20 protein-coding genes are annotated in these 24248 nt (G+C 72.4%); 8 read left to right on the top strand and 12 right to left on the bottom strand.

Features of this window, described 5'->3' with window-relative positions; genetic code table 11:
- The first annotated feature begins 101 nt into the window (after positions 1–101).
- The 4 genes from DEJ00_RS18675 (at position 102) to DEJ00_RS00420 (ending at position 4769) form a co-directional block, all read left to right on the top strand.
- The gene (locus DEJ00_RS18675) at positions 102–2075 is read left to right on the top strand and encodes a glycoside hydrolase family 6 protein (RefSeq protein ID WP_220038831.1); all 1974 of its coding nucleotides are present in this window, start codon (positions 102–104) and stop codon (positions 2073–2075) included.
- Between the two features lie 86 nt (positions 2076–2161).
- Positions 2162–3310 carry a hypothetical protein gene (locus DEJ00_RS00430; protein WP_111056094.1) on the top strand — a complete coding sequence of 383 codons (1149 nt, stop codon included), beginning with the start codon at positions 2162–2164 and terminating at the stop codon, positions 3308–3310.
- 54 nt (positions 3311–3364) lie between these two features.
- Entirely contained in the window at positions 3365–3832 is a 468-nt protein-coding gene (gene purE / locus DEJ00_RS00425; protein ID WP_071244222.1) for a 5-(carboxyamino)imidazole ribonucleotide mutase, read from the top strand.
- Positions 3833–4007: 175 nt separating this feature from the next.
- Positions 4008–4769, top strand: coding sequence for a glycoside hydrolase family 16 protein (locus DEJ00_RS00420; protein WP_027466475.1), 762 nt, complete (start codon positions 4008–4010; stop codon positions 4767–4769).
- A gap of 25 nt (positions 4770–4794) precedes the next feature.
- Here the strand turns inward: DEJ00_RS00420 and DEJ00_RS00415 are convergent, their stop codons facing one another.
- Both DEJ00_RS00415 and DEJ00_RS00410 read right to left on the bottom strand, forming a co-directional pair.
- Positions 4795–5937: a glycosyltransferase family 1 protein gene (locus tag DEJ00_RS00415; RefSeq protein ID WP_071244218.1), complete on the bottom strand. Its 1143-nt coding sequence runs from the start codon at positions 5935–5937 to the stop codon at positions 4795–4797.
- 57 nt (positions 5938–5994) lie between these two features.
- On the bottom strand, positions 5995–7050 hold the full coding sequence (locus DEJ00_RS00410) for a YbhN family protein (RefSeq protein ID WP_111056093.1): 1056 nt from the start codon (positions 7048–7050) through the stop codon (positions 5995–5997).
- 29 nt (positions 7051–7079) lie between these two features.
- Here DEJ00_RS00410 and DEJ00_RS00405 point away from each other — a divergent pair, with 29 nt between their 5' ends.
- A complete protein-coding gene (locus DEJ00_RS00405; protein ID WP_111056092.1) occupies positions 7080–8261 on the top strand; it encodes a glycosyltransferase family 4 protein in 1182 nt (393 codons plus the stop codon).
- 121 nt (positions 8262–8382) lie between these two features.
- On the opposite strand, the gene DEJ00_RS00400 is transcribed toward DEJ00_RS00405, so the two are convergent.
- The 6 genes from DEJ00_RS00400 to DEJ00_RS00375 all read right to left on the bottom strand — a co-directional run bounded on the left by DEJ00_RS00400 (position 8383) and on the right by DEJ00_RS00375 (position 16396).
- Entirely contained in the window at positions 8383–9534 is a 1152-nt protein-coding gene (locus DEJ00_RS00400) for an acyltransferase (protein ID WP_111056091.1), read from the bottom strand.
- A 9-nt stretch (positions 9535–9543) separates the two neighbouring features.
- Complete coding sequence (locus tag DEJ00_RS00395; RefSeq protein WP_051596916.1) at positions 9544–10491, bottom strand: NAD(P)-dependent oxidoreductase; 948 nt, start codon at positions 10489–10491, stop codon at positions 9544–9546.
- A complete protein-coding gene (gene rfbD / locus DEJ00_RS00390) occupies positions 10488–11339 on the bottom strand; it encodes a dTDP-4-dehydrorhamnose reductase (protein WP_111056090.1) in 852 nt (283 codons plus the stop codon). The genes DEJ00_RS00395 and rfbD overlap by 4 nt, the downstream gene beginning before the upstream one ends.
- 81 nt (positions 11340–11420) lie before the next feature.
- Positions 11421–12407 (bottom strand): dTDP-glucose 4,6-dehydratase, encoded by a 987-nt coding sequence (gene rfbB, locus DEJ00_RS00385; RefSeq protein ID WP_027466479.1) that lies wholly within the window; start codon positions 12405–12407, stop codon positions 11421–11423.
- Between the two features lie 142 nt (positions 12408–12549).
- Positions 12550–15465, bottom strand: a complete 2916-nt coding sequence (locus tag DEJ00_RS00380; RefSeq protein ID WP_111056089.1) for a hypothetical protein — start codon at positions 15463–15465, stop codon at positions 12550–12552.
- Positions 15455–16396, bottom strand: coding sequence for a glycosyltransferase family 2 protein (locus tag DEJ00_RS00375; RefSeq protein WP_027466481.1), 942 nt, complete (start codon positions 16394–16396; stop codon positions 15455–15457). Before DEJ00_RS00375 ends, DEJ00_RS00380 begins: the two co-directional genes overlap by 11 nt.
- A gap of 131 nt (positions 16397–16527) precedes the next feature.
- Here DEJ00_RS00375 and DEJ00_RS00370 point away from each other — a divergent pair, with 131 nt between their 5' ends.
- The 3 genes from DEJ00_RS00370 to DEJ00_RS00360 are packed head-to-tail and all read left to right on the top strand — an operon-like array spanning position 16528 to position 19886.
- Positions 16528–17136 (top strand): dTDP-4-dehydrorhamnose 3,5-epimerase family protein, encoded by a 609-nt coding sequence (locus DEJ00_RS00370; protein WP_027466482.1) that lies wholly within the window; start codon positions 16528–16530, stop codon positions 17134–17136.
- Between the two features lie 22 nt (positions 17137–17158).
- Positions 17159–18022: a glucose-1-phosphate thymidylyltransferase RfbA gene (rfbA, locus tag DEJ00_RS00365; protein WP_111056088.1), complete on the top strand. Its 864-nt coding sequence runs from the start codon at positions 17159–17161 to the stop codon at positions 18020–18022.
- A 22-nt stretch (positions 18023–18044) separates the two neighbouring features.
- Positions 18045–19886, top strand: a complete 1842-nt coding sequence (locus DEJ00_RS00360; RefSeq protein WP_111056087.1) for a glycosyltransferase — start codon at positions 18045–18047, stop codon at positions 19884–19886.
- A gap of 19 nt (positions 19887–19905) precedes the next feature.
- On the opposite strand, the gene DEJ00_RS00355 is transcribed toward DEJ00_RS00360, so the two are convergent.
- The 4 genes from DEJ00_RS00355 to DEJ00_RS00340 all read right to left on the bottom strand — a co-directional run bounded on the left by DEJ00_RS00355 (position 19906) and on the right by DEJ00_RS00340 (position 24246).
- The gene (locus DEJ00_RS00355; protein ID WP_027466485.1) at positions 19906–20760 is read right to left on the bottom strand and encodes a glycosyltransferase family 2 protein; all 855 of its coding nucleotides are present in this window, start codon (positions 20758–20760) and stop codon (positions 19906–19908) included.
- Positions 20757–21908 (bottom strand): glycosyltransferase family 1 protein, encoded by a 1152-nt coding sequence (locus tag DEJ00_RS00350; protein WP_220038830.1) that lies wholly within the window; start codon positions 21906–21908, stop codon positions 20757–20759. Before DEJ00_RS00350 ends, DEJ00_RS00355 begins: the two co-directional genes overlap by 4 nt.
- A 74-nt stretch (positions 21909–21982) precedes the next feature.
- Positions 21983–23002: a glycosyltransferase family 2 protein gene (locus DEJ00_RS00345; RefSeq protein WP_181440044.1), complete on the bottom strand. Its 1020-nt coding sequence runs from the start codon at positions 23000–23002 to the stop codon at positions 21983–21985.
- Between the two features lie 14 nt (positions 23003–23016).
- Positions 23017–24246 carry an ABC transporter ATP-binding protein gene (locus DEJ00_RS00340; protein WP_111056084.1) on the bottom strand — a complete coding sequence of 410 codons (1230 nt, stop codon included), beginning with the start codon at positions 24244–24246 and terminating at the stop codon, positions 23017–23019.
- Positions 24247–24248 lie beyond the last annotated feature (2 nt).

Raw genomic sequence — 24248 nt, 5'->3', positions numbered from 1 at the left:
CTGCGGACACCCCCTCGGGTGGCACCCGGTCGGGAGGCTGGCGGGGGTCGGGACCGCGTGTTCCCCTGGAACGGTCCGTGCCCACCGTCCAGGGAGTCCCCATGCGCCGCCGTCCGCGCCGTGCCGCCGTCTGCGGCGCCGCCGTCGCCCTCGTCGCAGCCGTCGCCGGCCTGCTGCCGACCGCGTCCGCGTCCGCAGCGACCTCGGCCTCGACCATCCGCTCGGCCACGTCCGCGTCGCTCTACGGCGCCGGGCCGTACCGGTCGCCGACGAGCGAGGCCGCGAAGGCGCAGGCCGCTCTCGCCGCCACCGACCCGGCCGGAGCCGCTGCGGCGGGGACCATCGCCGGCCACCCCGTCGCCACCTGGCTCGGCGACTGGAGCCAGGGGACGCAGCTGACCAAGACGATCAGCACCGCCCTCACCGGGGCCGAGCAGTCCGGCACCACCCCCGTGTTCGTGCTCTACGCGATCCCGGACCGCGACTGCGGCGGGTACTCCGCCGGGGGCTTCGACGAGCGGTCCTACGACGCCTGGGTCGACCAGGTCACCGCGGCGCTCGCCGGGCACCGTGCAGCCGTCATCGTCGAACCGGACTCGCTCGCGATGCTCAGCAACGCCAAGTGCAGCACCGCGCTCGACGAGCAGCGCTACCGCATCCTGTCCCGCACCGTCGCCGGGCTGACCGCCGCCGGGGTCCCCGCCTACCTGGACGCCGGCAACTCGAACTGGGTGCAGCCGGCGCTGATGGCGTCGCGGCTGAACAGTGCGGGCGTGCAGCAGGCCCGCGGGTTCTTCACGAACGTCGCGAACTACTACCCGACCGCGCAGGAGCAGGCGTACGCGCAGAAGGTGTCCGCCGCGACCGGGGGCTCGCACTACGTGATCGACACCTCGCGCAACGGGCAGGGCTGGCGCGGCACCTGGTGCAACGGGCCGGGTGCCGGTCTGGGCACCTCGCCCCGGGTGGTGTCCGACGGCACGGCGCTCGACGCCCTGCTGTGGGTGAAGACCCCCGGCGCGAGCGACGGCACCTGCAACGGTGCCCCGGCTGCAGGCAAGTGGTTCTCTTCCTACGCGCAGGCGCTGGTCGCGAACGCCCGGCTCGGGGTGCCCACCGCGGACCTGGCACCGCGCGGTGCGCTCGAGGCCGTCGTCGGTGCCGGCGGCGGAGTCCGCGTGCGCGGCTGGGCCTTCGACGAGGACGACCCGACGCAGCCGGTCCGGGTCCGGGCGACGGTGGACGGTGTCGCCGCCGGCATGCTGAGCGCGGACCGCACCCGCCCGGACGTCGACGCGGCGTACGGCGTCGGGGAGCCCCACGGGTTCGACACCGCGGTGCCGGCCGCCGAGGGCCTCCGCCGCGTCTGCGTCACCGCGGTGAACATCGGCGCGGGGTCCGACTCCGAGCTCGGGTGCGTGCAGGTGCGTGCCCTCCGGCACGACCCCTACGTCGGCCTCGAGTCGGTGACCGTCGCGGTCGGTGGCGTCGCCGTGACGGGCTGGGCGTTCGACGGGGACGCTCCGGACACGGCCAGCACGGTCGCGTTCACGGTCGACGGACGGGTCGTCGCGTCCCGGTCCGCCGGTCGGGCCCGGGCCGACGTCGACCGGACCTGGGGCGCCGGTCCCGCGCACGGGTTCGCCGAGATCGTGGCCTCGGGGGCGGGGAAGCACACCGTGTGCGCGATCGCCCGGAACATCGACGGCGGCGCGGACCGGACGGCGAGCCCGTGCCGGAGCGTCACGGTGCCCGTCGCGGCCCCGGTCGGCCGGAGCGAATCAGCGTCGTCGGGATCGGCTGGCCGCGTCAGCGTCCGGGGGTGGGCGTTCGACCGGGACGCCGTGCAGCGTCCGGTCACGGTCCGGGTGAGCGTCGGCGGCCGGGTCGTCGGCAGTCTCGTCGCCGACCGGCAGCGCAGCGACGTCGACCGTGTCCACGGCGGCGGCGAGCACCACGGGTTCACCGGGTCGGTGCCGGTCGCGTCCGGGAAGCGATCGGTGTGCCTCACCGCGGTCGGGATCGGGAAGGGCGGCGACACGTCGCTGGGCTGCGCGACGGTGCAGGTGCGCTGACCGCGACCGCGACCGCGAGGGCGAGCGGAGCGGTCACCTGGACGGGTGCGGCTGCGACGGTCCGGCGGGTGCGGGAGAATGGCGCCATGCCGCGTGATCTCGTCCGCCGGGCCGTCCGTCGGCTCCGCCGCGCCGTCGTCGGCGCGCCGCGTCCCGATGCCGAGCACGAGCGTCAGCCCGAGCATCAGCAGGCGACGGCCACTCCGGCCGTGCCGCTGCCGGTCCTCGGGTACGTCGTCGCGGGCGGGGGCGGTGCACACCCCGCGTCCGCCCACGTCCGCGTCGTGCGCCGGGTGGAGCACCTGTCGGACGCCGGTGCCGCCGAGGTCCGACAGGTCGATCCCGTGGCCTTCGTCGCTGGCGCCGACACCACCGCGTACACCGCGGTCCTCGTGCAGCGCGACGTCCTGCCGCGCACCGTCGTGCAGCCCTTCCTCGAGACCGCGGCGCGGCGGGGGATCCGGGTGGTGGCCGAGGTCGACGACGACTTCTTCACGGTGTCCGGCCGGGCACGACTGGCTCGTGCCGAATACGACCCGGACCGCCTGGCCTCCATCGACGCCCTGGTGCGCGGCGCCGACACCGTGATCGTGAGCACGCCGGAGCTCGCCGAGGTGGTGCGTCCGGTCGCCCGGCACGTCGTGGTCGTGCCGAACGCCCTCGACCCGGGGTTGTGGACCTCCGGCGCGACCGAGGACGACGACGAACGGCCGGCCGGCGAGCACCGCGTGCTGTACATGGGAACGCTCACCCACGCCGCCGACCTCGAACTGCTCCGGGACGTCTTCGCCGACCTGGCCACCGCCGACGGCACCCCGATCCGGCTCGAGGTCATCGGCGTCACCGAGGACGGCGACGCCGGCTGGTTCCGCCGGCTCGAGGTGCCCGACGGGCACTACCCGGCGTTCTCCCGCTGGCTCGTCGCCCACCGCGCGCGCTGGCGTGCGGGGGTCGCGCCGCTGCGCGACGAGGAGTTCAACCGCGCGAAGAGCGACCTGAAGTTCCTGGAGTACACGGCACTCGGGCTGCCGGCCGTGGTCTCCGACCGGCCGTCGTACGCCGTGGCCGAGCGGTACGGAGCGGTCGGGGTCCCCGACGACGTCGACGCCTGGCGGGCAGCCGTCCGCGCCGCGGTCGAGCGTGGGGCGCCCGACGAACGGGCCGAGCGGTGGGTCCGCGACGAGCGGACGATCGGCCGTGACGGTGACACCTGGCGGCGGGTGCTGCTCGGCTAGGCTCGGCGTGTGACCGACTCCGCAGCCCCAGCACAGCCGCTCGTCTCGATCATCATGGGGTCGGACTCCGACTGGCCGACCATGCGGGCCGCGGCCGACATCCTCGCCGAGCTCGGCATCCCGTTCGAGGCGGACGTGGTGTCCGCGCACCGCACGCCCGACAAGATGACCCGCTTCGCCAGGGGTGCCGCCCAGCGGGGCATCCGTGTCGTGATCGCCGGTGCCGGTGGGGCTGCCCACCTGCCCGGCATGGTGGCCTCGATGACGACCCTGCCCGTGATCGGCGTGCCCGTCCAGCTGGCACGGCTCGACGGACTCGACTCGCTCCTGTCGATCGTCCAGATGCCGGCCGGCATCCCGGTCGCGACGATGGCGATCAACGGCGCGGCGAACGCCGGACTGCTCGCCGCGCGGATCATCGGGTCCTCCGAGCCCGGCGTCGCGGCGCGGCTCACGGAGTACGCCGAAGGACTCGAGCGCCTGGTCGAGGAGAAGGCCGCGCGCCTCCGCGACTCCCTCTGACGTCCGCTGCGCTCCCCGTACCGTTCGACACCCCTCGTACTGGGGACGCCCTGGCGAAGTCAACCCCCCGCGCAGGATGGACAACGCAACTACCGTGGACCCCGGACGGCCGAGGGCCGGCCGTCCGGCACCCACGGGAACGGGTGCGAATCGTCATGTCAGGGAGTGACAGCTCATGCAGAAACGCGCGATCACGAGAGCCGCACTCTCCGTCGTGCTCCTGGGAGTCGTGCTGGTCGCCGGGCCGTTCGGTCAGGTGAGCGCCGCCTCAGCAGCGAACACATCCGCGCCGGTCGGGAACATCGGCAAGTTCAAGCAGACGTTCCGCGAGGACTTCCGGACGACCGCGGCGGCCAAGGGGAAGTTCGCCGCGTCCTACGCGAAGTCGTGGCAGCCCTACCCCGACGGGACGGGCGGGATGTACTACTCGGGGACGCAGATCAGTGCGATCAACGGGAACATGGACGTCCGTCTCGACGGCAAGCGCGGGTCAGCCGGCACGTTCGGCTCGCCCACGGGCGCGTGGGGACACAAGGGCGGGAAGTTCACGGTGCGCGCCATGGCCGCCGGCGGCAACGGGAACGGCGCCGCCTTCATGCTGTGGCCGACGTCGGACAAGTGGTCGGACGGGGAGATCGACTACCCGGAGGCCAACTTCGAGTCCGCACCGATGCTGCACCACCACTCGATGACGCCCGGACGTGAAGCGACGGCGACCAGCCTGAGCACCGGGACGACGTGGCGCTCGTGGCACACCTACTCGATCGAGTGGATCCCCGGGAAGTCCGTGTCGTACTCGCTCGACGGGAAGGTCATCAAGACGGTCACCAGGGACGTCCCGACCACCGCGCACCGCTACATGTTCCAGGTGGGCAACTGGGGCGGGGTCGGCCACCTGTACATCGACTGGGTCACGACCTACTCGTACACGGGCTGACCGCCGGACGGGCAGCTGCACGCCGTCAGAGGTCGGCGTGCAGCTGCCAGGTCTCGGCGGCGGAGTCGCTCCAGTCGTACATGCGTGCCCGATCGGGGCCGGCGACGGCCAGCTGCCCGGCGAGCAGGGGGTCGTTGACCACCTGGTAGACGGCCTGCGCGAGCCGCTCCGGGTAGGACTCCTTCGGACCGATGGCGACGGTGACACCGGCGTCGGAGGCGACCTCGGACACGGCGGGGTCGTCCGAGTGCACGACCGGGGTGCCGAAGCTCATCGCCTCGATGACGGGCAGCCCGAACCCCTCGGCCAGGCTCGGGAACACGAACACCGTGGCCCGGTCGTAGACCACGGCGAGGTCGGCGTCGTCGATCCGCCCGAGCACCTTCACCCGGTCACGCGAGAGACCGGCTCGTTCCGCCGTGCCGTACACGTCGACGTCCCCCCAACCGTCCGGACCGGAGATGACGAGCGGGATGTCCGTCGGCGCGTCGGGGTGCGCCATCGCCTCGATCAGGGATCCCAGCGCCTTCCGTGGCTCGAGCGTGCCGACGGCCAGCACGTACCGCTCCGGCAGCCCGAGCCGCTCGGCGCGGAGATCGGCGTCGACGGGCAGCCGGAGCCGCCCGCTCGGCGCTCCGCCGATGACCCGGAGCCGGTCGTCGAACCGGTGGATCTCGTTGAGTGCACTCGCCACCGCGTGGGTCGGCACCACCACGGCGTCGGCGTGCTTCCACGCCCGCTTGACCATCGCCTTGTGGAAGTGCACGCCCCGCGGCGTCAGGGTCTCGGGGTTGGTCCACGGGACCGTGTCGTGCACGGTGACGACGGTCTGCCGGCCCGGGTCCTGGAAACGGTCGTGCCGGACCAACGGGGCGAGCACGCTCGGGGCGTGCACCATGCCCTTCGCCAGGCTGCCGACGATCCCGCCCTGCCAGGCGAGGGAGAGCTCGCGGCGCGGGAGCGGCAGCCGGTCGAGGTCGGCGAGCCCGGGCAGCAGGGTCCGGATGTGGGTGAGTTCGTCGCGGCCCACCGCCGAGACGACGCCGGACACCTCGCAGCCGGCGGGGGCGTGCTCGATGAGGTGGCGGGTGAGCTCTTCGGCGTACCGACCGATGCCTCCGGGGACCGGGGCGACGACCTGGTCCACGATGACGTGGAGCGTTGTCATGTGGTGCGCCTCCTCGTGGTGCTGCCGTGCGCGCGTCGCGGCCGAACGCCGACCCTATCAGTCGGCACGGGGCGCTCCCGGAGCGCCACCGCCCAGCGCGGCGGCGGCCGTCTTCCGGCGGTGGCGCGCCGCGAGCAGTGCGCCGACCCCGGCCAGCACGACGTCCCCGATGGTCATGAAGACCCGGCTGATGACGGCGAGGGCGAACGGCGCCGATCCACCGGCCACGCTGCCGAGGAGCAGGACCAGGATGCCCTCGCGCGGCCCGATGCCCGCCGGGGCGATGACGACCACGAACCCCACGAGCCAGGCGACGGCGTACGCGCCGACGGCCACCGGGAAGAGCGTGGGCGAGTCGGCTCCGAAGACCCGCAGCACGAGGGTCGCCTGGACTCCGTACGCCAGCCACATGACGAGCGACCAGACGAGCGACATGACGGTGCCCGTCCACGTGAGGGTGGTGTCCTGGGCGGGGCGACGCAGGATCCGGAACGCGACGGCGATGAGGCGGCCGAGCACCGGCGGGGTCAGGCAGACGAACCCCCCCACGATCAGCGGGATGAGCCACCAGAACGTCGCGAACCCGGTGGAGGAGGCCAGCAGGACCGCGACGATCCCGACGACGGCCGCGGTGACCATGCTCACGAGCATCGACGCCAGTGCCGCGACGGCGCTGCCGGTGCGCTGCAGGCCGTGTGCGCGCCCGAGTTCGGCCTGGGCGGCGATGGACCAGACGCCGCCGGGGATGTACTTGCCGAGCTGCCCGACGAAGAAGATCGAGGACGCCGCGGCGAGGCGCACCCGGAACCCGCTCGCCGACATCATGGCCCGCCAGGAGAGCATGTTCGCCACGAGGGCGACGATCGTCGCGGCGACGCCGAGGACGATCGTGCCGGCGTCGAGCCGCACGAAGTCGCGACTGATGGCGTCCCACTGCCGCGCGATGCTCCAGACCAGGAACGCGAGGGCCACGACGGCCGCCACCCACTTGACGACGGTGAGCACACGGGCCCGCCGTCCGGTCGTGGGGACGGCGCCGATCGCGGCGTCGGCGGAGGTGTCGAGCGGGTCCGGGGACCCCGCGGCCGACCCCGTAGGCTGTTGTGCGTCCATCGACCGACAACTCTAAGGGAGCGCGCTGGATGCGACCCGATCCGGAACTCCGCCCGACCCTGCTCGTCGCTGCGTCGACCTTCCCCGCCGAGGCCGGCGACGGCACGCCCGGCTTCGTGCTCGACCTCGCGACGGCACTGTCGGACGAGTACCGCGTGGTGGTGGTCGCCCCGATGACGAAGGGTGCCCGCGCGCACCAGCGGATCGGGGACGTCGAGGTCCGTCGGTTCGGCTACTTCCCGTCGCGCTGGCGTGACCTGGCGGACGGCGCGATCGTCGACAACCTGCGGGCGAAGAAGTCCCGTTGGCTGCAGGTCCCGTTCTTCTTCGTGTCCATGGCCGCCGCGCTGGGCCGAGAGCGCCGCCGCTCGCAGCCCGACGTCGCGCTGCTGCACTGGATCATCCCGCAGGGAGCCGTCGGCCGCGTCGTGCTCGGCGACCTGCCCCGCGTCGTGACCACGCTGGGCGGCGACCTGTACGCGCTGCGCCACCCGGTCCTCCAGGCCGTCAAGCGGTCCGTCATCCGCAGCGCCGCATCGGTGACCTGCATGAGCACCGACATGGCGCGCGAACTCCGGAAGCTCGGCGCCCGTGACGACCAGGTGCACGTCGTCCCGATGGGTGTCGACCTCGACCCGATCACGCGTGCCGTCGAGCGCGAGACCCGGGTGCCCGGCCGGGTGCTCTTCGTCGGCCGTCTGGTCGAGAAGAAGGGCGCGACCGTCCTCCTCGACGCCCTCGACCGCATGGCCGAGCAGCCCACCGAGGTGGCCGTGGTCGGGGACGGTCCGCTGCGCGCCCAGCTGCAGGCCCGTGCCGGTTCGGCCGTGACGTTCCTCGGCGCGCAGGGGAAGGAAGCGCTCGCGTCCGAGTACGCGAAGGCGGCGATCGCGCTCTACCCGTCGGTGCCGGCCGCCAACGGCGACCGCGACGGCCTGCCGGTGGCGCTCCTCGAAGCCATGTCGGCCGGCTGCGCCATCGTCGCCTCGGCGGTCCCCGGCATCGTCGACGTCGTCGAGGACGGCGTGAACGGACTGCTCGTCGAACCCGGCGACGCCCGCGCGCTCGCGGCGGCGATCGACCGCCTGCTCGCCGATCCCGCGCTGGCCGAGCGGCTCGGCCGCGCCGCGGCCGACACCGCCGCGGCACACACCGTCGGCGCCGTCGGCGACCGGTACCGCACCCTGCTCACCGCCGCACGCGCCCGGTAGCCGAGAGCGTCCCTCGACGAGGTGACGCGACCACAGGGCGGCCTGGAGGCGCGTGGCGGCGCCGTCACGCGCCTCCAGGCCCGCAGAGTCGTTGCGTCCCGGTCCCGCGACCTGACGTCCGTCAGGCTGCGCGGCGGTCGTCGTCCGGGAGCCGTGCGTCGTCGGCGCGGGCGGGCGGGCCGCCGACGCGTCCGCGTCGCGCGGTGATCGTCCGAGCGACCCGTTTGGCCAGCCGGTGCGCCGGCAGCTCGACGAGCCGGGCGAAGAGCCCGGCGACCACGACGGCGACCGGGATCGCCACGAGCATCGTGAGCCACGGCACCGAGGTGGGCAGCAGGTAGGCGACCGACACCGTGATCGGCTCGTGCACCAGGTACAGGCTGAAGGAGAGCCGTCCGAGCGCTCGGGGGACCGGTCCGAGCATCACGCGTTCCGCCGGCAGCCACTTCCCGCACAGCAGGACGATGAGCCCGGCCGAGGCGACGACCACCATCGGGACGTGGATGCCGACCAGGGAGCGGGGGAGCCACCACTCGAACGTGATGCCGAGCACCGCCAGTCCGGCGAGGACCCAGCCCGGGCCACGCCGGATCTCGGGGATCCGCTCCCACCCGGCGGCCAGGGCGGACCCGAGCAGGAACATCGGCAGGTACATCAGCCAGTCCTCGCGGTACTGCCGGCCGAGTGCCGAGAGCAGGAGCGCGGCGATCGCGGTGAGCCACCACACCCGGTGCGTGGCCTTCGCGATGAGCACGAAGAGCGGCAGCAGGAGGGAGAACGCGACCTCCCACGTCAACGACCACAGCGGGCTGTTGAGTCGGGTCGGCGCGACCAGGGTGAGGTCGCCCAGCAGGCCACCGGCGGTGAGCGGTTCGACGTGCCGGAGCAGCCAGCCCGAGGCCCCGGCTTCGGGGGTCCGGGGGACGAGCAGGAACAGGGCCAGGGCCAGGGCGACCGAGGCGATCACGGGGATGTAGAGCCGGAGCAGGCGGCTCGGGTAGTAGGCGATCCAGTCCTGTGCGCGGCGGAGTGCGGGGAGCGTCAGCACGAAACCACTCAGGACGAAGAAGACGAAGACGGCTTCGCCGCCGGCCCAGAACACGTGCAGGGGCGTGTCGACGAGCCAGGCGCGGTTCGCCGGGATCGGCTGGCCGTTGTTGCCGTCGGAGAGCGTCGGCACCACGAGGAGTCCGTGGTGGATCAGGACGACGGCGGCGGCGACGCCACGGAGTCCGTCCAACGACCCGATGCGGCCCGCGGGGCGATCACGCATGCGGCGATCCTACTGCTCGGCGGGTTCGGCCCCGATGGGTGCGCGACGGGCGCGGATGGCTTCGACGGTCGTCGCGACCCCCTGGGGGAACGGGACGAAGGTGCGGTCGCCGACCTGCGGCAGCACCTCGGACCGCATGCGGAGGTCGAGTCCCTGGAACGTGGCCGAGGGGTCGGCGCCCTCGCGGATGTCCAGGCGGCTGCCGATCGCCTGCTCGACCGCGTCGATGACGTCGGCGATCGTCGCCGGCTGCCCGGAGGCCAGGATCTTCGTGACCGCGGCCGCAGGGGGACCCTGCTCGACGAGGTCGATGGTCCGGAGCACCATGTCGACGGCGTCGTCGATGTACAGGTAGTCGCGGGTGGTCGACATCGGCACGTAGATCGACGACGGCCGGCCCTCGAGGTGGGCGAGGGTGAGCTGCGAGACGAGCCCCTGCGGCTTGCCGAGGTTCGCGCCCGGGCCGTAGAGGTTCGAGATCCGCCCCACCACCAGGCGCGTGCCGGTCTCGGCGGCCCACGTCCGGAACTGGGCCTCGGCGGCGAGCTTCGCGTGGCCGTAGGGAGCCAGCGGGAGCGGTTCGGTGCCCTCGTCGAAGGGCGGTTCGGCGCTGCCGGCGTAGACCGCTCCGGCCGACGACGCGAAGAAGAGCGTGCCGTCTCCGGACGGGTCGTCCCGGGTCGCGTCGAGGACCCGGGCGATCAGGCGCTGCTCCTCGTCGAAGACGTCGGCTCCGGTGGCGACGACCCCCGTGCCCGCGCACCACAGCACGCGCCAGCGGCCGGGCTGCGACCGCACCGAGCGGAAGGCGTCGACGAGTGCCTCGACGGCGGCGTCCTGGTCGTCCCACGGCACGCGGGCGGCGGTGGTCGCTGCCCCCGAACCGACGAGTGACCGGTGCACGGCACCGCCGAGGAACCCGCCGGCGCCGACCACCAGGGTGGACGGCTGGGTCATGCGCGGAAGATCCCGGCCTCGGTCGCCGCGTGCAACGCCTCGCGCCAGTCGCGCATCGGGGCGAGGCCCGCGCGCGACCAGGCGTCGTGGCCGAGCACGCTGTACGCCGGGCGGGGTGCCGGACGGACGAAGGCACCGCTGTCGGTCGGCAGGACGCGCTCCGGGTCGAGACCGTTCTCGGAGAAGATCGCCCGGGTGAAGTCGTACCACGAGCCCTGACCGCTGTTCGTGCCGTGGTAAATGCCGGCGGGGGCGTCCGCGTCGAGGAGCTCGACGATGCGTGCGGCCAGGTCTCCGGTCCAGGTGGGCTGCCCGACCTGGTCGGTGACCACGCTCACGGTGTCGTGGGACGCCGCGAGCCGGAGCATGGTCGCGGCGAAGTTGGGTCCGTGTGCGCCGTAGATCCACGCCGTCCGGACGACGTACGAGGAGTCCGGCGCGATCGCGCGGACGCGGGCTTCACCGACGGCCTTGGACCGGCCGTAGGCGTTCAGGGGGTCCGTGGGGGCGTCCTCGGCGTAGGGAGCGGTGCCGTTGCCGTCGAAGACGTAGTCCGTCGAGATGGTCACGAGCTTGGCCCCGTGCCGCACCGCGGCCTCGGCGAGCAACGCCGGCCCGTCCGCGTTCACCGCGGTCGCGGTGTCCTCGTGGGTCTCCGCGTCGTCCACCTTCGTGTAGGCGGCCGAGTTGATCACGACGTCGTGCCCGGCGACCGCGGCGTCGACGGCCTCGGGATCGGTGATGTCCAGCTCGGCACGGGAACGGGCGGTGACGTCGCGGCCGGCCAAGGCGTGCTGCAGGTCGTGGCCGAGCATGCCGGCGGCGCCGGTGATGAGGTACCGGGTCATGGTGTCGCTTCCGTGTCGGGGGTGGCGGTCGAGCAGGGGTCGGCCCAGGAGCACGCCGTGGTGCTCCTGGGCCGCGGCGGCTCAGGAGAGGGCGGCGCGTTCCTTGAGCGGCTCCCACCAGCTGCGGTTGTCGCGGTACCACTGCACGACGTCGGCGAGGCCCTGCTCGAACGGCACCTGCGGCTCGTAGCCGAGCTCGCTGCTGATCTTCGAGATGTCGACCGAGTAGCGCAGGTCGTGGCCGAGGCGGTCGGCGACGCGGTCGACGTACGACCAGTCCTTGCCGGTCGCGTCCAGGAGCAGCTGCGTCAGCTCCTTGTTGGTCAGCTCGGTGCCGCCGCCGATGTTGTAGATCTCGCCGGCGCGACCACGGGTCAGGACCATCGCGATGCCGCGGGTGTGGTCGTCGACGTGCAGCCAGTCACGGATGTTGTTGCCCTCGCCGTAGAGCGGGACGTGCAGGTCGTCGATGAGGTTCGTGACGAAGAGCGGGATGACCTTCTCGGGGAAGTGGTAGGGCCCGTAGTTGTTCGAGCAGCGGGTGATCGAGAGGTTCAGCCCGTGCGTGCGGTGGTAGCTGCGGGCGAGCAGGTCGCTGCCGGCCTTCGACGCCGAGTACGGCGAGTTCGGCTCGAGCGGGCGCTCCTCGTCCCACGACCCCTCGCTGATGGAGCCGTAGACCTCGTCCGTGGACACGTGGACGAAGCGCTCGGTGCCGTGGCGGAGCGCCGCGTCGAGCAGACGCTGGGTGCCGACGACGTTCGTCTCGACGAAGATGCCGGAGTCGCGGACCGACCGGTCGACGTGGGACTCGGCGGCGAAGTGCACGATCGCGTCGATGCCGGGGATCACCTCGTCGAGCTTCGCGGCGTCGCGGATGTCGCCCTGCACGAACGTGTACCGGGGGGAGTCCGAGACCGGGGCGAGGTTCTCGAGGTTGCCCGAGTAGGTCAGTGCGTCGTAGACGACGACCTCGGCGCCTTCGAGTCCGGGGTACGCGTCCTGCAGGGTGCGTCGGACGAAGTTCGAGCCGATGAAGCCGGCTCCGCCGGTGACGAGGATCTTCACGAGGTCTGGTTCCTTTTCGGAGTCGGTGTGGTTCTGGGATCGGTGTGCTCCGGTCGGCGGTGGCCGTCCGGTGGTGCGTCGGTCGTCGGCGTCCCGTTCAGGATCGCCGGCCGACCGTGGATCGGTTGACGATACCAGCCGGTCACAGCCCTGCCGCGTCGTCGCCACGTCTGCGGCGGCGCCGGACGAGCAGGGTGACCACGGTGCAGGCGAGGACGGCGAGGACGATGCTGCCGCCGGTCAGCAGGTACCCGGTCCGGGCGCCCGGCACCGCGTACCGCAGCTCCACCGTGTGCTCGCCGCCGGGGACCCACACGGCGGCGCCGGCGTCGTCGGCTGCGACGAGGTCGGTCGGTTCGCCGTCGACGGTCGCCGTCCAGCCGGCACGCTGGAGCGAGTCGGAGACGACCACCCAGCCGCTCCCGGTGGCGTCGACCTCGGCGACCGTGCTGTTCACGTCGCTGTCGCGCAGGGTGATCTCGGCGCTCGAGTCCGGGTCGGCCGTGTGCTCGGACGGCGCGCTCAGGACGACGGTCGAGTCCGGCAGCGACTGGTCGGCGAGTGCCCGGACGCGCGCCGGTCCGGTGCGTTCCACCACCTGGCCGGAGGCCCAGCGCACGCGGTCCAGGGCGTTGCCGCGCTCGTAGATCGTCGCATCGCCGGTGTGCACCACGCGGACGCCGTCGCCGGAGACCGGACGGGTGATGCTCATCACGGCGTCGCCGGCGTCGTCGGTGCCGATCGGCACGAGCTTGTCCTGCCCGGTCACGGTGATCCGGACGTGCCACGAGGTCGACGTCGGGATGGTGGAGCCCTGGAGCGCCACGTTCCGCGGGCCGCCGAGGCCCGGCACGTGGGTCGACGTCGAGGTGATCGTCTTGCCGGAGTCGTCGGCGACGATCGCCACGTCGAGGGTCATGCCCCCGGGCGTCAGGGTCGGGGCCGGCGGACCGGTGAAGGTGATGCCGTTCACCGGGCCGGTGTTGCTGGCCGAGTCCACCGAGGGGTTGTCCGCGGTCAGGTCGGACCACTTCGTCTGCGCTGCACCCGGCTCGGCGGTGCCGGCGAGCGGCCCCGACGGATCGGCGACGAGGTACTTCGTGCTGAGCCGGTCGAGGATCCCCGACCGGGCGAGCGACGGCATGAGGTTCGGTTCGAACGTCAGGTAGGTGGCCGTCGGGTACGTGTCCGGGTCGACCGCCCGCATGAGGTCCTTCCACTCGCCCGTCTGGAACGCGTGTCCGGTGGTCTCGCGGATCCGGTAGTAGGAGGACGACCCCGGGAGCATGGCGCTGCCGGTGGCGGCGTAGCGGTCCTGCGCGGAGACGTGTTCCTGCAGGTAGTCGATGGCGGGGGTGGTCGGGTAGAACGTCGACGTCGGCGCGATCGGCCACCAGGGCTTCGTGGCCGTCACCGCGGGGACGACGACGAGCGCGACGACCCCGATCGCGGCGACGGTCGCCAGCACCCGCGACCGGAACACCCAGACGAGCACGACGAGCACGACGGTGACCGCGCCGAGGATGCCGACCGCCAGGATCTCGAGCTTGGTGCGGTGCACGTACTCTTCCGAGATCGGCGGGATCGCGAGCAGGGTCTGCATCCCCACGCCGACGGCGGTGAACAGCACGACGGCGACGGCCGCGATCCGACCGGTGCGCCGGAGGGGCCCGGCGGCGCGGAAGCGTGCCAGCTCGTCGCGGAGGTTCTCCGGCTGCACGAGGCGGCCGAAGCCCACCCCGGCCATGGCCGCGGCGAGGAACATCACGACGACGCGAGCGCGACCGATCGGGTTCGTGTCGAAGACCGGCAGCTCGCGGACGGCGGACAGGACGGGGCCGCCGAGGTAGACGATGACCACCGCGAGCGCGAGCATCGAGGCGACGATCGCGACGACGCCGCGGGTGCGACGTCGGGCCAGGTCGTGCCGTGCGCGGACGGCCGGCGTGGCGTCGTCGGGCAGGGACGCGACGGTGTGCGTCGCCGGGCGGATGAGGACCGCCACGGCGACGAGCACCACGGCCGCGATCCCCAGGTAGGAGTACTCCTCCACCGGGTTGCGGATGCCCCAGGCGGGGCCGGTGCTCTGCACGAACGAGATGTCGGGCACCCACGCGCTGACGAGCGGCGGGGTGCCGAGACCGTTCGGGCCGCTCTGCCCACGGCCGCTGAAGTCGACCAGGCTCGTGGCGTTGATGGCGAAGGGGACGAGCTGCCACGCGGACAGCAGCAGGCCGAACAGGATGCCGCCCACCGCGATCGCCCCGCTCACGACCACGGGGACCCACCGTCGGTGCGCGACGATCGTGCGGACGAGGAAGTACAGCCCACCGATGAAGAGGGCGTAGCCGACGATGGCCGGGAACCCGCCGAGCAGCATCGACGCGAGCGGCACGCCCACGGCGATGACGTCACGCGCGCGGAGCTCCACCGCGGCGCGGTCGATCGCCCAGAAGAGCAGGGGGATGCAGGCCGCGACCCGTGTCTGCGGCCAGTTCGACCACGCGACCATGAAGCCGGACGACGAGTAGACGAGGGCGGCGATCGCCCAGCCCGCGCGGGGGACACCCCAGCGGCGCAGCAGCAGGGACATGCCGACCGTGACGACGACGATCTCGAGGAGCTTCACCCAGCCCGGCGCGGCCGCCAGGGGGAGGATCCACCAGGGCAGCGCGAGCGGCGACCACGCGCCCGAGTCGGGCACGCCGCCGAGTTCCGCGCCGCCGGCGACGTAGGGGTTCCACGCGCCGAAGACGCCCTCGTGGGCGAGGCGGGTCAGGAGCGAGGTCTGCGGCGCGACGGTGTCGATCGTGTCGCTGTTCAGGATGTTGGTCGACGTCGTCGTCGACTGGAACACCTCACCCCACGGGGTGTACCGACCGAGCAGGCCGGTGTTCAGGAAGGTGCCGTGTCCGATCAGTGCCGGTCCGATGGTCCAGACGACGAACGCTGCGAGCGCAGCCCAGGCCGCGATCTCCACCCAGCTGCCGGGTCGACGGACCCAGAGCGCGAAGCGTGTCCGCCGGTCGAGCACGGACGCTCCGCGCTCAGTCCCCATACCGCTGCAGCTTCTGCAGGTCGAGCTGTTCCTCGGCCAGGGTCCGGTTCAGGCGGGTCAGGTCCGCCACCACGCCGATCACGATGCTCAGCACCGCGGTGATCAACAGGACGACGCCGAGGATGATCGACTGCAGGTGGTTGCCGCCGGTGTGCATCGCCAGCAGCACCAGGTACCGGACGAGCGGCCAGGCCCCGAGGGCCCCGAGGATCGCCGCCACCCAGAGGAACAGCGCCATCGGCCGGTACATCAGGTAGACGCGGGCGATCGCCGAACCCGACTGGAACATGTGCTGCCAGATGTTCTTGAACAGCCGCGACTCGCGGGTCTTCGGGTTCGTGGTGATCGGCACCGAGGCGATGGCCAGGCGCTTGTAGCCGGCCTGCACGATGGTCTCCATGCAGTAGCTGAAGCGCGTGACGATGTTCAGGCGGATGAGCGAGTACTTCGAGTACGCGCGGAATCCGCTCGCGGCGTCGGGCAGGTCGAGCCCGGCGGCGCGGCTGGCGACCCACGAGCCGAAGCGCTGCATGAGCTTCTTGAAGCCGGAGAAGTGCTCGATGGTCCGCGTCTGCCGGTCGCCGATGACGATCTCGGCCTCTTTCCGGAGGATCGGCTGCACCAGTTCGGCGATCTGCGACTGCGGGTACTGGTTGTCACCGTCGGTGTTGACGACGATGTCCGCGCCGTGGAGCAGCGCGTAGTCGACGCCGTCCCGGAAGGAGCGGGCGAGCCCCATGTTCGTGGTGTGGTGCACGAAGTGCTTGACACCGTGCTCCTTGGCGACCTCGACGGTGCGGTCGGTGCTGCCGTCGTTGATCACCAGGATCTCGATCTCATCGATGCCGTCGATCTCCCGCGGGATGGAGTCGATGACGCTGGCGAGGGTGTTCTCCTCGTTGAGGCAGGGGATCTGGATGAAGAGCTTCACGGGTTCGCAGTGTCTCGTTTCATGGGGCCCGGCAGGTGCGCGAGGCCATGACAGCCTATGCGAACCCACGGACCGGCGCAGGTACGGCCTGCCGACGCGTCCCGGGGCGGGCGGCTTGGTAGGGTGCAGCCGTGCAGATCCGCGAACTGAAGATCCCCGGCGCGTGGGAGTTCACGCCCGTCCAGCACGGCGACGCACGAGGAGCATTCCTCGAGGCGTACCGCGCCGACGTCCTCGAAGAGACGGTCGGTCACCCGCTGGACCTCCGACAGGTGAACATGTCGATCTCCTCGGCCGGTGTGGCCAGGGGCATCCACTACGCCCTCGTCGCGCCGAGCCAGGCCAAGTACGTGACCGCGGTGCGCGGCGCCTTCATCGACTACATCGTCGACATCCGGGTCGGCTCGCCGACGTTCGGGCAGTGGGACTCCGTGCGCATCGACGACGTCGACCGTCGGGCCGTCTACCTGTCCGAGGGCCTCGGGCACGCCATCGTCGCGCTCGAGGACCAGTCCACGGTGAACTACCTCGTCAGCGCCCACTACGACCCGGAGCGCGAGAAGGGGATCACCATCCTCGACCCGACGGTCGGCCTCGAGCTGCCCGACGGACTCGGCGAGCCGGTCCTGTCCGAGAAGGACACCAGCGCGCCGACGCTCGAGGAAGCCGCCGCCGCGGGTCTGCTGCCCACCTACGAGGAGTGCGTGGCGTACACCGAGTCGCTCCGCACGACCAAGTAACGAACGAAGGAAGCACAGCGCGATGAAGGGCATCATCCTCGCCGGGGGTTCCGGCACCCGCCTCTGGCCGATCACCAAGGGCATCAGCAAGCAGCTCATGCCGATCTACGACAAGCCGATGGTCTACTACCCGCTGTCGACCCTCATGATGGCCGGCATCCGCGAGGTCCTCGTCATCACGACGCCGGAGTACAACGACCAGTTCCGCGCCCTGCTCGGCGACGGCTCGTCCCTCGGCATGGACATCCAGTACGCGGTGCAGCCGAGCCCGGACGGCCTCGCGCAGGCGTTCGTCATCGGCGAGGACTTCATCGGCGACGACAGCGTCGCGCTCGTCCTCGGCGACAACATCTTCCACGGCACCGGCCTCGGCACGAACCTCCGGAAGAACACCGAGGTCGACGGCGCGACGATCTTCGCGTACCACGTGGCCGACCCGAAGGCGTACGGCGTGGTCGAGTTCGACGACGCCTTCACCGCGGTCTCCATCGAGGAGAAGCCGGCCGAGCCGAAGTCGAACTACGCCGTCCCCGGCCTGTACTTCTACGACAACAAGGTCATCGAGATCGCGAAGACGATCGAGCCGAGCGCCCGCGGGGAGCTCGAGATCTCGACCGTGAACGAGCGCTACCTCGAGGCGGGCGAGCTCGGTGTGCAGGTCCTCGACCGCGGGACCGCCTGGCTCGACACCGGCACGTTCGAGTCGATGATGCAGGCGTCCGAGTACGTGAAGGTCATCGAGGACCGTCAGGGCTTCAAGATCGGCTGCATCGAGGAGATCGCCTGGCGCAACGGCTGGATCGACGACGCGCAGCTCGCCGACCTCGCCGCACCGCTCGTCAAGGGCGGCTACGGCGTCTACCTGCAGCGACTGCTCGCCGTCTGACGTCGGCGCGGCCGGTCCTCGCATGGCACTCTTCCGTCGCCGCCGGCCGGATGCGGCGGTCTCCGGCCCGGAGGCCCGTCCCGCGTCGGTGACGCCGGCCGACCCCGAGCGGGTGGTCGGCTGGGACGGTGCCCTGCCGGCACTCGAGGTGTCGGTGACGGTGCTGCTGGTGAGCCGGTCCGACCGGTACGACGCGCTGCCGTCGATGGTCACCGCGGCTCGTCTGGCGTTCGGCCCCTCGGCGGACGTCCGCGCGGTCGGCTACGTCGCCGATGCGTCGCCGGTCGGCGAGCAGGCGCGGGGGATCCCCTGGGTCCGCTCGGCGCCGGTCGACGGCATCGGTTCGGCGATCAACGCCGGGGTCGCCGCCGGGGTCGGGCGTGTGCTCCTGGTGGTCGACTCGACGGTCCGGGTGACCGACCAGGACCTGCGGGTCCTCGCACAGGCCGGCGGCGACGGCGTGGCCCAGGCTCGCATCCGGATGCCCGACGGTTCGCAGCGGGACGGCGTGCGGCTGCTGCGCCCGGGAGCGCTTCCCTGGTCCGACGACGGGTCGACGAGTCCGGCCCGCAGCCAGGCGGACGACCGCCAGGACTTCCCGCTCGCCGTGGTGCCGGTCTTCGCAGCGGACCAGCCGGCCGTCTCGCTGCCGGGCGCTTCCCTGGTGCCGGCACCGTGCCTCCCGGACGAGCGGATGACCCTGACCAGCTGGACCCGCGCGGTCGCCGACCGCGACGGCCGACCCGTGCGTGCGGTGTGGTCGCTGACCCGCTCGGCTGATTCCGGACGGACGGTCGACGCGGCGACGGTGGATGCGTTCTCGGTCTGGCGCGACCGGGCGCCGGACGGCGACGGAGCGGTCGCAGCCGGCCCCCCGCTGCCCCCGTGGGGTGCGCGACCCGTCACCCCGGCGCCCCGATCGCGCTCCGACGACGACCGGTTGTCCTGGTCCGTCAAGATCGCCGCCCCGGCCGGGCCCGAGGGCGACGGGTGGGGCGACGTGCACTTCGCCACCGAGCTCGCGGGCGCGCTCGAGGGCCTCGGCCAGCGGGTCCGCGTCGACCGGCGTGACGCGCACGTCCGGGACGACGACGCCGCGGACGACGTCACGCTCGTCATCCGCGGGCTGGACCGTGTGCCGCCGAACCCGGCGTCGGTGAACCTGCTCTGGGTGATCAGCCACCCCGACGACGTCTCGGACACCGAGCTCCGGTCGTTCGACGCGGCGTTCGCGGCGGGTCCGGTGTGGGCCGCCGAAGCCGCCGCACGTGCCGGCGTGCCGGTCGGGGCACTGCTGCAGGCGACCGACCCGGCGGTGTTCCACCCGGCCGCCCGGTCGGACGCAGGCCAGGACGCGGGGCACGTGGTGTTCGTCGGGTCGACCCGTGGCGCGGCCCGGCCGGTGGTCGCCGACGCGGTCGCACTCGGCACCGACCTGCGTGTGCACGGCCCGGGGTGGGACGGCGTCGTGCCCTCCGCGATGCTCGGGGCCGTCGCGCTGTCACGGACCGAGGTCGCGACGGCGTACGCGTCCGCGCGCGTGGTCCTCAACGACCACTGGCCGGACATGGCGGCGGGCGGTTTCGTGTCGAACCGGGTCTTCGACGTGCTGGCGTCCGGTGGGGTCGTCGTCACGGACCAGGTCGCCGGCCTCGGGGACGTGCTCGACGTCCCGACGCTCGCCGTCGCCCGTTCGCGGGACGACGTGGCCGCCCTGCTCGACCCGACGCACGAGTGGCCGGCGGCTGCCGAACGTGCTGCGGTCGCCGATCGGATCGCGGCGGAGCACTCCTTCGACGCGCGGGCCGCGGTGCTGCTCGCAGCCGCTCGCGCCGCACACAGGCGTCTGCGCCCCGGCCCCTGACGTCCGCCGCCGGCTCGCGCTACTTGCGCGTGACCCAGCGGGCTCGGAGCGACAGACCGGCGTGCAGCACCACACGGAGGGGCAACAGCCACCACGCCCGGTACTTCCGCGACAGGAACCGGTACGCGCTGCGGTGGTGCTCGATCTCCATCCGGCGGCGGTTCGACGACGTCGAGTGCGCCCCGGTGTGCGTGACCACGGCGGTCGGCACGTACACGTTCGTGCGACCGGAGCGACCCACGCGCTGGCCCAGGTCGACGTCCTCGAAGTACATGAAGTACGACTCGTCGAACCCGTCGAGCTGCCGGAACAGGTCGGTGCGGATGAGGAAGCACGCGCCGGACAGCCAGCCGGCCTCACGTTCGACGACCTGCGTCGTGGACCAGTACCGCTGGCTCCAGGGGTTGGCGGGCCAGAACCGCGAGAACGCCGCGTGGCCGAGTCCGGTCCGGAGCGACGGCAGCTGGCGCGCGGACGGGTACGTCTCGCCCTGCTCGTCCAGGATCCGCGGCCCGAACGACCCGCCCGTCGGCAGCCGGTCGGCGGCGCGCACGAGTTCGTCGATCGATCCCGGTGCGAGGACGACGTCGGGGTTCGTGACGAGCAGGAACTCGGGGCGGACGTCGGGCAGGACGTCGTCGAGGGCACTCAGCGCGGCGTCGATGCCCCCGCCGTAACCGCGGTTGCCCCCGGAGGAGACCACGACGGCACCGTAGGACTCGCCGATCGCCCGCAGTGCGTCGATGTCGGTCGAGCCGTTGTCCGCGATCACGACGGCGACCGGCTCGGACGACGCCGCTGCGACGCTCGCCAGGAACGGCCGGATGGTCTCACCGGTGTTGTAGGTGACCGTCAGCACCGCGACCCGGATCACCGTGCACCCCCGGCGACGGCGGAGTACGCATCGACGTGCACGCCTGCGGTGGCCTGCCAGGTGAACACGTCGGCACGCGCCAGCGCGGCCGCCCGGTGCGACGCCACGAGTGCGGGATCGTCGAGCAGCGCGGCCATCGCCTCGGCCAGTGCGGGTGCGGACGGCTCGGTGTACACCGCTGCGTCGCCGCCGACCTCGGGTAGCGACAACCGCCGGGTGGTCAGGACGCAGGCGCCTGCGGCCATCGCCTCGACCACCGGCAGGCCGAAGCCCTCGCCGAGCGACGGGTAGACGACGAACTCCGCCCCACCGAGGTAGCCGGACAGGTCCTCGAGCGGCAGGTAGCCGGCCTCGATCACGTGGTCGTCGGGCTGCAGGGCGTCGAGCCGTGCGATCGCGGACTCGTCCCATCCGCGTGCCCCGGAGAGCACCAGCCACGGGGTGTCCGAACCGGCGGCCGCTCGCGACGCCCGCACGGTGGCGTAGGCGTCGAGCAGGGCCGTGACGTTCTTGCGGGGCTCGATCGTGCCGAGGAACGCGATCCAGGGTGCGCCCTCGGGCAGTGTCGCCGCGATCCGGGCGTCCTCGACCTCGGCGATCGACGGCTCGTGGAACACGGCACGGTCGACGCCGAGCGGTGCGACCCGGACGTCGGCGCGGATCCCGCTGACGACCCGCGCGGCCTCGGTCGCGGTGGCCGCACTCGGCACGATGACGACCGGGCGGCTGCGCAGCGATCGACGGCTCCACCAGGTGAAGAACGTGCGCTTCAGGCGGGAGTGCCACTCAGGGTTCGAGAAGAACGTGGCGTCGTGCAGGGTGACGACGGAGCCACCGCGCCAGCCGAACGGGAACGTGTAGTGCGGGGAGTGCAGCACCTGCGCGCCGATCCTGCGGCCGAGTGCCGGCAGGCCGGTCTGCTCCCACACGAACCGCAGCGGCACGGAGTCGGTCCACGCCGGCGCGGTGTGCACGGTGGCGTCCGGAGCCACGGCGCGGAAGTGCTCGGCGTGCACGGGCCGGACGACCAGGTGGACGTCGAGCGCCGGGTCGGTCAGGTGTGACACGACGCCCTCGACGTACCGGCCCACACCGCCGAGTTCGCGCGGTACCGCGGTCCCGTCGACGAGGACGGTGAGCTGCGGCACGCGTGGGTCCTTCCGAACGGGGGCGCCACGGTCGGGTCCGTCGGCGGGGGAGTGACCAGGATAGCCCTCCGCGCTCATGCGCCCGGGTCCACGCTGCGACGAGGGACGGACGCGCGCCGCGACTCGCGGAGCCGCCGCGCGAGGTGCGACGGGAGCGCCCCGGCGACGTCCGTGAACGCTGCCAGGACGAGCCGGGCCTCCCGACGGGTGGATGCGGTGCGCAGTCCGCGCAGGCCGCGGAAGAGGGTCCGGGCGCTCGCGCGCAGGACGGTCGGCCACGGTGCGTGCCAGAGCGCGACGACCATCCGGTTCCGCGCGTTGCGGAAGAGGAACAGGTCGCTCTGCACGCCGGACGACGCCGAGTGGTCGTGTTCCACGACCGCGCCGGCGGCGTGTTCGACGCGCCACCCGCGTCGGCGGAGCCGCCAGGCGAGCTCGGTGTCCTCGTAGTACATGAACAGGGACTCGTCGAGCAGGCCGACGTCGTCCAGCGCGCTCCGCCGCAGGGCCGACGCGCCGCCGGAGAACCCGAAGACGTCGACGTCCGCGACCCGGTCGACGGGCGCGAACCAGTCGCGGTCCATGCCGTTCCCGTCGCGGTCGACGCGCACGCCGGTCGAGTTGAGCCGCACCTCGCCGTCCGCCGACGGCGTCCAGGGACGGCCGTCGTGGTCGCGCAGGACGCGCTGGTCGGGTGCGGGCGTCACGCCGATCGGGAGGCCCGTCCAGCGTCCGGCGAGCACGATGCGGCCCGTCACCGCCGCGACCTCCGGCCCCGCCTGCGCCAGGTGGTCGCGGAGCGCCGCGACGAAGCCGGGCGCGGGCACCGCGTCGTTGTTCAGGAGCACGACGACGTCGGCGTCGGTGTGCCGGATGCCGTTGTTCGCGCCGGCTGCGAACCCGCCGTTGTCGTCCCGCGCGATCACGACGGCGTCCGGAAGATCGCGCCGGAGCACGGCGACGGAGTCGTCGGTCGATCCGTTGTCGACGACGATCACGTCGTCGGCGGTGCCCTCGGCGAGCACGGCGCGGACGGCCGCGGTGGTCAGGTCGGCGCGGTTCCAGTTGACGACGACGACCGCGGTGCTGGTCACGCCGTCGGGGATCGTCAGCCCAGCTCCTCGATGGAGGGCTTCGCGTAGACGCTGCCGACGGCGTCGCCGAACGACGGCACCTCGAACGAGTCGCACTCGGGCAGGTCGTGCAGGTGCCGACCAGCGGAGTCCATCATCGACACGTTGATGAAGTACTTGCCGGTGCCGAAGTTCGTGTCAGCGATCCGGAGGCGGAGCTTCTTGCGGCCGTGCAGCGGGTCGAGGTGGATGCCCATGATGCCGGTGGTGGTGCCGTACACCACCTGTCCGGCCGTGTTGTTGATCTGGACCGCGGCCTCCCAGTCCTCGACGCCGTCCAGGTGCTCGAACTCCATGTCGACCAGCAGGTCGTCGCCCGGCGTGACGCCGTCGCGCTGGCCCTTGCCGTCGGCGTGCACCGAGGCCCCGATGACCGTGCCGCGGCCGACCGCCACGTCGGCGCTGAGCTCACCGGCACGGCGCTCCTCGAGGACGTCGCGGAACAGGCTGACCGCACCGATCGGGTCCCCGTCGTGCAGGACCTTGCCCTTGTTCAGGAGCACGACCCGGTCGCACATCTCCTGCACCTGGCTGAGCGAGTGCGTGACGATGATGATCGTCTTGCCCTGCTCCTGGAACGAGCGGATGCGGTCGAGGCACTTGCGCTGGAACGCCTCGTCACCGACGGCCAGCACCTCGTCGACCAGCAGGACGTCGGGATCGGTGTGCACGGCGACCGCGAAGGCGAGTCGCACGTACATGCCGGATGAGTAGAACTTCACCTGGGTGTCGATGAAGTCGCCGATGCCGGAGAACGCGAGGATGTCGTCGAAGCGCTCCTCGGTCTCCTTGCGCGTCAGGCCGAGCAGGCTCGCGTTGAGGAAGACGTTCTCGCGGCCGGACAGGTCCGGGTGGAACCCGGCGCCGAGCTCGAGCAGCGCAGCCAGACGACCGCGGCGCGCGACCGTGCCGGACGTCGGCTGGATGATCCCGCCGATGGCCTTCAGCAGGGTCGACTTGCCGGAACCGTTCTGCCCGATGAGCCCGACGGTGGTGCCGGCCTGGATCGAGACGGTGACGTCGTCGAGCGCCCAGAAGTCCTGCCGGTGCTTCCGTCCGGCGCGGCCCAGGGTGACGATCCGCTCGCGGATGGTGTTGTCCTTGCGGACGACGAACCGCTTGCGGACGTGGTCGATGACGATGACGTCCGGGCGGTCGGTGTGGGCGCCGGAGGCTGCCGGGGCGACGGGGGTGCTGATGGCCATGG

Origin of the sequence: Curtobacterium sp. MCLR17_039 (genome assembly GCF_003234745.1) — a bacterium.
In the GTDB taxonomy this organism is placed as follows: domain Bacteria; phylum Actinomycetota; class Actinomycetes; order Actinomycetales; family Microbacteriaceae; genus Curtobacterium; species Curtobacterium flaccumfaciens.
This window is presented reverse-complemented; position numbering and strand designations above follow the sequence as displayed.